Raw genomic sequence first — 8,590 nt, 5'->3', positions numbered from 1 at the left:
TGAGGCTCCGGCGGCAGGCCGGAGCCAGGAGCGCACATGAGCGAGGAAGTCCACTACGGGGCCTGCAATCTCTGCGAGGCGATCTGCGGGCTCGAGTTCCGCGTCCGTGACGGCAAGATCGTCTCGATCCGCGGCGACGAGCAGGACCCGCTGTCGCGCGGGCACATCTGCCCCAAGGCGGTGGCGCTGCAGGACCTGCACGAAGACCCGGACCGCCTGCGCCGACCGCTGAAGCGCATTGGCGAGCGCTGGGAAGAAGTGAGTTGGGACCAGGCGCTGGACGAGATCGCCGACCGCCTGGTGGCGATCCAGCAACAGCACGGCCCCAACAGCATCGCCGCCTACCTGGGCAATCCCAGCGTCCACAACTGGGGCAACCTCACGCATAGCGCCGCCCTGTTCGGGCCGCTGAAGACGCGCAGCCGCTACTCCGCCACCTCCGTGGACCAGCTGCCGCACCAGCTGGTCGCCTACTGGATGTACGGTCACCAGCTGCTGCTGGCAGTGCCCGACATCGACCGCAGCCAGTACATCCTGATGCTCGGTGCCAATCCCATGGCGTCCAATGGCAGCCTCTGGACCGTGCCGGACTTCCGCAACCGCCTGAAGGCGATGCAGGCCCGCGGTGGCCGCCTGGTGCTGATCGACCCGCGCCGCACCGAGACCGCCGAGGTGGCCGACGAGCATCACTTCGTCCGCCCCGGCAGCGACGCCGCGCTGCTGCTGGCCCTGGTCAACGTGGTGCTCAACGAAGGGCTGGCGAAGCCCGATCGTCTGGCAGCCTTCACCGATGGCCTGCAGCAGGCCGCCGAGGCCGTGCGCAGCTGCACGCCGGAGCGGGCCGCCGCGGTCACCGGGATCGACGCCGCCAGCATCCGCCGCATCGCCCGCGACCTGGCCGCGGCCCCGGCGGCCGCGGTCTATGGCCGCATGGGCGTGTCGACACAGGCCTTCGGCACGCTGTGCCAGTGGGCGATCCAGTTGCTCAACGTCGCCACCGGCAACCTCGATCGCGAGGGCGGCATGATGTTTCCGCAGCCGGCGCTGGACCTGGTCAAGGGCGGCAACACCAAGCCCGGGCACTACGATGTCTGGCAGACCCGCGTGCGCGGCCTGCCGGAGTTCGGCGGCGAGCTGCCGGTATCGGCGCTGGCCGAGGAGATACTGACGCCCGGAGAGGGGCAGGTGAGGGCGCTGATCACCATTGCCGGCAACCCCGTGATGTCCACCCCCAATGGCCGCCAGCTCGACCAGGCCCTGGGCCAGCTCGACTTCATGGTGTCGGTGGACACCTACCTCAACGAAACCACGCGCCATGCCGATTTCATCCTGCCGCCCACCGGCGGGCTCGAGCACGATCACTACGACCTGATCTTCCACCACTTCGCGGTGCGCAACACCGCGCGCTACAGCCCGGCGCTCTTTCCCAAGCCCAAGGGCGCGCTGCACGACTGGGAGATCTTCGTGAAGCTGGGACGGCGCCTGCGCGAGCGGCTTGGCCAGGACAGCAAGGGGCCGCTGCTCAAGCGCATCAGCGCCAAGCTCAAGGACGAGTTCCTGCTGCGCGCGCCGCCGCACCGCATCCTGGACCTGGGCCTGCGCATGGGTTCGTATGGCCGCAAGTCGCCGCACAAGCTGAGCCTGGCCAAGCTCAAGCGCCATCCGCACGGCGTGGACCTGGGGCCCTTGCGGCAGACGCTGCCGCAACGCCTGCACGGCAAGTCCAGGCGCATCAACGCCGCGCCGGCGGCGGTGTTGGCCGACCTGGCGCGCTTCGAGCGTGACCTGATGTCGCAGGAGGCGTCGGCGCCGCGGCCGGGTGAGCTGTGGCTGATCGGCCGGCGCCATGTGCGCAGCAACAACTCCTGGATGCACAACTCCCAGCGCCTGGTGAAGGGCAAGCCGCGCCACCAGCTGTTCATGCACCCGCAGGACCTGGCTTCGCGCGGCCTGGCGGACGGCCAGACGGTGCGCATCAGCTCCCGCGTCGGCAGCGTCGACATCGAGGTGCAGGCCACCGAGGACATCATGCCCGGCGTGGTGTCGCTGCCGCATGGCTGGGGCCACGCGCGTGCCGGCGCCGGGGTGCGGATGCGCATCGCCCAGGCCCAGCCCGGGCAGAGTGCCAACGACCTTACCGACGACCGCGCGCTGGATGCGCTGTCCGGCAACGCGGCGCTCAACGGGGTGCCGGTCAGGGTCGAGGCCGCGGCGGCGCAGGCGGCCTGAGCGGACGACTTCAGGTGGGTGGCTTGGATCCCTCGTACTGGGGCAGGCCATCGGCAATGCGGTACCAGGGCGCTTTGGAGCCGGTGAAGATGTGATAGGCCTTGCTGCAGCTGACCGGCGTTTCCACCGTGCCCAGGCGCAGCCGCTTGACCCCGGGCAGATCGTCCCGGGCGCTGTAGATGGGGCTGCCGCAGTGACTGCAGAACACCCGTGCCTTCTGCGGGATGGCGCGGTATTCCTTCAGCAGCCCGGCGCCGGCCGTGATGCGGAACAGCTCGGAGCGCACCGGGCCGACGGCGACGAAGGCCGTGCCCTGTGCCTTGCGGCACTGCGAGCAATGGCACATGGAAATCTCGGTGATCTCGCCGTCGTACTCGTAGCGGATACCCCCGCAAAGACAGCCGCCCTGGATCATTTTTCCCTCGCCACTATTCCCTGACGTCCAAATCTAGCGCACACCTGACGCCCGGACCACGTTGTGGCGAGTCCCGGCCTCCAGTAGATTGATCGCCCACAATCCTCCGCAGACCGCACCGACTCCCCGGGGAGAGCCGCCTTGCCGTCGTCGTCCCGCTATTACGCACACGCCTTTCACGACAGTCTTCCCGATGGCCGCAGCTTCGGCGAGCTGCACGTCACGCCCACGGGCTTCCAGTTCCGCGGCGCCACCGGCTCGGTGGACATCCCGTTCCGCGGCACCGAACTGCGCCTGGGCGGCTCCGGCAACCGCCTGGTCTTCATCAGCAACCCGGCACTGCCGGGCTGGTCGGTCTATACCGACGACCTCAAGCTGGTCACCGACCCGCTGCTGGCGCAGCAGCCGGAGCTGGCGACGGCGCTGTCGGCGATGCGCCGCAAGCGCGCCGGCGGCTGGGTGCTGGCGGCCGTCATCGCCCTGCTGGTGCTGGGCCTGCCGATAGCGCTGCTGTTCAATGTCGACATCTTTGCCGGCATCGCCGCCCGGCGCATCCCGCCCAGCTGGGAGGAGGGCCTGGGCAAGCGGGTGTTCGCCCAGTACGAGATCGGCGCGCAGATGATCGAGGACGACAAGCTGCTCGCCCAGCTCAAGAAGCTGACCGATCCGCTGGAGCAGGAGATCCGCGATCCGCGCTATCCCTTCCGCTTCCATATCGCGAAGAATTCCACGATCAATGCCTTCGCCCTGCCGGGCGGTTACGTGGTGATCAACTCCGAGCTGATCCTGCAGGCGCGCACGGCCGACGAGCTGCTGGGCGTGCTGGGCCACGAGATGTCCCACGTCACCGAGCAGCACGGGCTGCGCGCGGTGATCACCTCCGCCGGCGTGCTGCTGATCGCCCAGGTCATGCTGGGCGATGTCGTCGGCCTGGCGGCCACCCTGGGCTCGGCGGCGCCGCTGCTGCTCAACCAGAGCTACTCGCGCGGTTTCGAGGAGCAGGCCGACAAGCGCGGCGTGGAGCTGCTGCAGCGCGCCGGCATCGACCCGCTGGGCATGGTGCGTTTCTTCGAGCTGGTGCAGGCCGAGGAAAAGAAGCGCCAGGAAAAAATCCGCAAGACCGCCGGCGACCGTACGGCCGACCTGATGGAAGGCGCATCCAAGTTCCTCAGTACGCATCCGGCGACGGCGAAGCGCATCGAGCGCATCCGCAGGCTGGCCGGCAAGCAGCACGGACCGTATCGCAATCTCGACGCCGAATTCCTGGTGCTGCAGGCCCAAGTGCGCGAGGTCGTGGCACAGAACAAAGAGTCGGGAGAGCAGGAAAATGAAGACAAGAATTGAGGGCCGGCCGGCGTTCGCCTATCTGCAGCTGACGCTGGAGCCGGGCGAGTCGGTGGTCGCGGAATCCGACGCGATGGCGAGCATGTCGGCCGAACTGGACCTGCGCACCCGACTCAACGGCGGGTTCTGGCGTGGCCTGGCGCGCAAGTACCTGGGCGGAGAGTCGCTGTTCATCAACCGCTTCAGCAACGCCACCCAGCAGCCGCGCACGCTGACGCTGGTGCAGCCCACGCCGGGCGACATCCTGTGCCGCGAGCTCGCGCCGGGCGAGGCCTACTGCCTGCAGCCGGGCGCCTTCCTGGCCGCCGACGAGTCGGTGACGCTGGGCCTGAAGTGGGCGGGGTGGGTGTCCTGGATCGCGCGCGAAGGCATGTTCAAGATGGTCGTCACCGGCCCGGGCCGCGTCTGGTACGGCTCCTACGGTGCCCTGCTGGAGCGCATGCTGGACGGCGAGACCATCGTCGATACCAGTCACCTGGTGGCCTACGAGCCGGGCGTGCAGCTGCGCCTGCAGCTGGCCGGCGGCATCTTCTCCAGCTTCTTCGGCGGCGAGGGCCTGGTGACCCGGCTCACCGGCAAGGGCAAGTACGTCATCCAGACACGCAGCCTCACCGGCCTTTCGGGCTGGCTCAACCCTAAACTCTGGGGCTAAAAGGCCATGGAATTCGAACTGGTACACCGCCCCGGCAATTCCGCCGCGAAGGTGAAGCTGTCCCGCGGTGAAACGCTGACCGCCGAGGGCGGTGCGATGATCGCGATGAGCGGCGACGTCAACATCACCACCACCACGCACAAGAAGAACTCGGGCTCGCTGCTGAAGAGCCTCAAGCGCCTGCTCGGCGGCGAGTCGCTGTTCGTCAATCACTTCAGCTCGCCACGTGACGGTGCCGAGGTCTGGCTGGGCACGCCGCTGGCCGGCGACATGATGGTGCACCAGCTCAACCACGAAAGCCTGATCGTGCAGGGCGGCTCCTGGGTGGCGAGCGAGGAGGGCATCGAGATCGGGCTGGGCTGGCAGGGCTTCAAGTCGCTGCTGTCCGGCGAGCATGTGTTCTGGCTCAACCTCAAGGGCCGCGGCAAGGTGCTGATCAGTTCCTTCGGGGCGATCTACCCGGTGCAGGTCGACGGCGAGTACATCGTCGATACCGGCCATATCGTGGCCTTCAACGAGACGCTGAAGTTCGAACTGAGCAAGGCCGGCAAAAGCTGGATCCATTCGATCCTCGGTGGCGAAGGCCTGGTCTGCAAGTTCAAGGGCAAGGGCACGGTCTGGTGCCAGTCGCACAACCCCGGCAGCTTCGGCCGTGCGCTGACGCCCACCCTCAAGCCGCGTCGCCGCTAAGGAAGGACCATGAGCGAACCGCTATACAACGTGTTGCTGACCGGCGATCTGGTGGCCGGCGCGGACCGTGCCCAGGTCGTGGCCGCCTTCGCGCGCCGCTTTTCCCTGCCGCAGGAGAAGGCGGAGAGCCTGATCTGCGGCCGCCAGGTGATCATCAGCAAGGGTGTGGATGCCGCCAATGCCCGGCGCATCTGCGAGCAGCTGCGGATCATGGGCGCAGTCGGCGCCGCGCAGCTGGCCACGCCCGCCGCGCCGCCGCCCCCGGCTGCACCCGCTCCGGTGCCGCAGCGCGCGCCGGCACCGCCGCCGCCCGTCGCGGCACCTCCTCCTCCTCCCGCGCCAGTGCCGCCGCCGGCCAGCCCCAGGCCGCCGCCGCTGCCGGTGCAGCCACCGCAACCACCGCAACCCGGCCTGTCGTTCCGCATCGAGGGCGAGCCGGACTTCGCCTTCCTCACCGTGCAGATTCCCGCCGGCGAGACCCTCAAGGTCGAGGCCTCGGCGATGGCGACCATGGACACGCACGTGTCGATGAAGACCAAGCTCGGTGGCGGCCTCAGCCGCTTCGTCACCGGCGAGTCGATCTTCATCAACGAGTTCACCGCCGAGGGCGCCAGGGGCGAGATCGGCATCGCGCCCGGCGCGCCGGGCGACCTGCGCCACGTTTACCTGCAGGGCCAGACCATCTTCCTGCAGAACTCGGGTTACGTCGCCTCGACCCTCGGGGTCGTGGTGGAGAGCAAGTGGCAGGGCTTCACCCGGGGATTCTTCTCCGGCGAGAGCCTGTTCCTGATCCGCTGCTCCGGCCAGGGCGATCTCTGGTTCGCCAGCTATGGCGGCATCATCGAGGTGGATGTCGATGGCGACTATGTCGTCGACACCGGCAACATCGTCGCCTTCACCGACGGCCTGGAGTACCGCATCACCAAGGTTGGCGGCTACAAGTCGCTGTTCTTCTCCGGCGAAGGCCTGGTCTGCCGTTTCTCGGGCCGCGGCCGCGTGTGGGTGCAGACCCGCAAGGTCGGTGCTTTTGCGAGCTGGACCCTTCCTTACCGGCGGGTGGCCAGGCAGGGTTAACCGATCGAGTGGTCGCGAGCAAGCTCGCTCCTACATAACGAACCTTGTTTCGTAAGAGCGAGCTTGCTCGCGACCTCGTGGTTCAACTCACCCGATCCTGTAGTACCCCGCGATCATCGACTCGAACCAGCGCTGCGGCAGGATCTTCTTCAGCACCCCCACCGCGAAGCGCTGCGCCAGCGGGCCCACCAGGTGCCGCAGCTTCGGCCGCCGCGCATCGATGATCCTCTCCAGGCGCCAGGCGATGGCCTCCGGCGTGGCGCCGCCCTGCTCGTCGGCCTCCATCACCGCCACCGCCTTGCGAAACGATTCAGCGTAGGCGCCCTGCGCCGCCGCTGCCGCCACGCGGCGCTCGGCGGTGAAGCCGGTGCGGAAGTCGCCGGGCTCGATCAGCGCCACCTGCACGCCGAAGGGCGCCAGTTCCATGCGCAGCGACTCGGTCATGCCTTCCACCGCGAACTTGCTGGCGCTGTAGAGGCCCTGGAAGGGGATCGACACCAGTCCGCCCATGGAGCTGATGTTCACCAGGTGGCCGGAGCCCTGGCGCCGCATCGTCGGCAGCACGGCCTGGCAGACGCGCAGGGTGCCGAAGAAGTTGGCATCGAGCTGCTCCTGCGCCTCGGCGATGCTGGTGTCTTCCACTGCGCCGGCGATGCCCCAGCCGGCGTTGTTGACCACCACGTCGAGCCGGCCTTCCCGCGCCAGCACCAGCGCCACCGCCTGGCGCACCGAGGCCTCGGAGGTGACGTCCATGGCGATCATGCGCAGGCCTTCGCCGGGCGCTTCCGGCAGGGGCGCGGCGCGGCGGCTGGTGCCGTAGACGCGGTAGCCGCGGCCGGCCAGGTGTTCGGCACAGGTCTTGCCGATGCCGGAGGAGGCGCCGGTGATCAGTACCACCCGCCGCAGGTCGTCATTCATGAGGGTTCGTCCGTGCCGGACCCTTCCCGCAGTCGGGGGCCGGTGTGGTAAATAATGTGGCTTTGAGGCCGAGGGTAGCCGGGGACTGGATTGCCCGGCATGACCGCAGACGTTAGCCTTGGGCCAGGCATCGTGGCAGATCAGATCGGGACCGGGGAGAGGTCAGTTGCGGACAGACATGCGGACCAGGCCGTCGGCGACACGCGCCCATGCGTGAAAGGACGCCTGCCGACCTGCGCATCGACAGTGCGCATTTCCATCCGCAGATGCTCTATGAACTGGCGCGCGCCGTCGCCGATCTGGGCCAGGATCCGGCCCGCATCTGCATGGGCCTGGGACTGACGGTGGAGGACCTGGAGGATCCGCACTGCCGCGTGTCCTACCGGCAGGCCAACCTGCTCATCCACCGCGCGATCCAGCTGTTCCCCGGCGTCGGACTCGGCCTGGAGTCCGGCCGGCGCAATACGCTGGGGACGATCGGCATCCTCGGCCTGGCGATGAGCCTGAGCCGGACGATGCAGGACGCCATCGGGCTATACCTGAAGTACGAGGTGCTGTCCGGCGGCATCGTCAACACCTCGGTGGAGCTGGAGGGCGCCAACGTGGTGTTCGTTCATGCGCTGCGTTTTCCGGCCCCCGAGATCGAGATCTTCCTGATCGAGGAAGCCTTCTCCAGCGCGGTGCAGTTCGGCCGCGGCCTGATGGGCCCGGACTTCCGCATCCTGCAGGTCGAGTTTTCCTACCCTGCGCCATCCTATGTGGCGACCTACGAGCCGATCTTCCAGGCGCCGTTGCGCTTCGGCTGCCGCCAGAGCCGCGTGGTGATGCCGGCGTCGCTGCTCGAGTACCGCCTGCCGCTGCACAATCCGCTGACCCTGAAGCAGGCTATGCAGGTGGTGCAGGCGGAAACCGCCGCCTACTCGGTCAAGGAAGACCTTTGCCAGTCGGTGGAAACGGCGATCTACAAGGCATTGAAGGAGGGCCCGCGGATCGAGGCCATCTCCGGCCAGCTCAACATGAGCAGCCGCACGCTGCGCCGCCGCCTGGCGGACAGCAACATCGCCTTCGAGGACCTGCTCGACAACGCGCGCAAGACTCGCGCGCTGAGCCTGCTGACGCACTCGGACCTGCCGGTCGACGATATCGCGGTGGAGATCGGCTACAACAATCCCAGCAACTTCCGCCGGGCCTTCCGGCGCTGGACCGGGGTCGCGCCGACCTTCTATCGCAGCGACGCCCAGGGCTAGAAGTCCGCGGTTGACACCCCG

8 protein-coding genes are annotated in these 8,590 nt (G+C 68.2%); 6 read left to right on the top strand and 2 right to left on the bottom strand.

The features are described 5' to 3' along the window. The first annotated feature begins 36 nt into the window (after window positions 1-36). Window positions 37-2,229 carry a molybdopterin oxidoreductase family protein gene (locus D0B54_RS14550; protein WP_117292015.1) on the top strand — a complete coding sequence of 731 codons (2,193 nt, stop codon included), beginning with the start codon at window positions 37-39 and terminating at the stop codon, window positions 2,227-2,229. Window positions 2,230-2,239: 10 nt separating this feature from the next. Here D0B54_RS14550 and D0B54_RS14545 read toward each other — a convergent pair whose 3' ends face one another. After that, entirely contained in the window at window positions 2,240-2,644 is a 405-nt protein-coding gene (locus tag D0B54_RS14545; RefSeq protein WP_117292014.1) for a GFA family protein, read from the bottom strand. Window positions 2,645-2,785: 141 nt separating this feature from the next. On the opposite strand from D0B54_RS14545, the gene D0B54_RS14540 reads away from it, so the two are divergent. Genes D0B54_RS14540 through D0B54_RS14525 form a run of 4 tightly spaced genes read left to right on the top strand, consistent with a single transcriptional unit; the run spans window position 2,786 to window position 6,404 of the window. Further along, entirely contained in the window at window positions 2,786-3,988 is a 1,203-nt protein-coding gene (locus tag D0B54_RS14540) for a M48 family metallopeptidase (RefSeq protein ID WP_117292013.1), read from the top strand. Next, window positions 3,972-4,640 carry a TIGR00266 family protein gene (locus D0B54_RS14535; RefSeq protein WP_117292012.1) on the top strand — a complete coding sequence of 223 codons (669 nt, stop codon included), beginning with the start codon at window positions 3,972-3,974 and terminating at the stop codon, window positions 4,638-4,640. The genes D0B54_RS14540 and D0B54_RS14535 overlap by 17 nt, the downstream gene beginning before the upstream one ends. A gap of 6 nt (window positions 4,641-4,646) precedes the next feature. Further along, entirely contained in the window at window positions 4,647-5,330 is a 684-nt protein-coding gene (locus tag D0B54_RS14530) for a TIGR00266 family protein (RefSeq protein ID WP_117292011.1), read from the top strand. A 9-nt stretch (window positions 5,331-5,339) separates the two neighbouring features. Continuing rightward, a complete protein-coding gene (locus tag D0B54_RS14525) occupies window positions 5,340-6,404 on the top strand; it encodes a TIGR00266 family protein (RefSeq protein ID WP_117292010.1) in 1,065 nt (354 codons plus the stop codon). A gap of 87 nt (window positions 6,405-6,491) precedes the next feature. Here the strand turns inward: D0B54_RS14525 and D0B54_RS14520 are convergent, their stop codons facing one another. Continuing rightward, the gene (locus D0B54_RS14520) at window positions 6,492-7,322 is read right to left on the bottom strand and encodes an SDR family oxidoreductase (RefSeq protein ID WP_117292009.1); all 831 of its coding nucleotides are present in this window, start codon (window positions 7,320-7,322) and stop codon (window positions 6,492-6,494) included. 209 nt (window positions 7,323-7,531) lie between these two features. On the opposite strand from D0B54_RS14520, the gene D0B54_RS14515 reads away from it, so the two are divergent. Then, entirely contained in the window at window positions 7,532-8,569 is a 1,038-nt protein-coding gene (locus tag D0B54_RS14515) for an AraC family transcriptional regulator (RefSeq protein WP_117292008.1), read from the top strand. Window positions 8,570-8,590: the final 21 nt, after the last annotated feature.

The organism is Solimonas sp. K1W22B-7 (assembly GCF_003428335.1).
Lineage (GTDB): Bacteria > Pseudomonadota > Gammaproteobacteria > Nevskiales > Nevskiaceae > Solimonas_A.
Note: the sequence above shows the minus strand (reverse complement) of the source record. Positions and strands in the feature narration are given on the sequence as shown.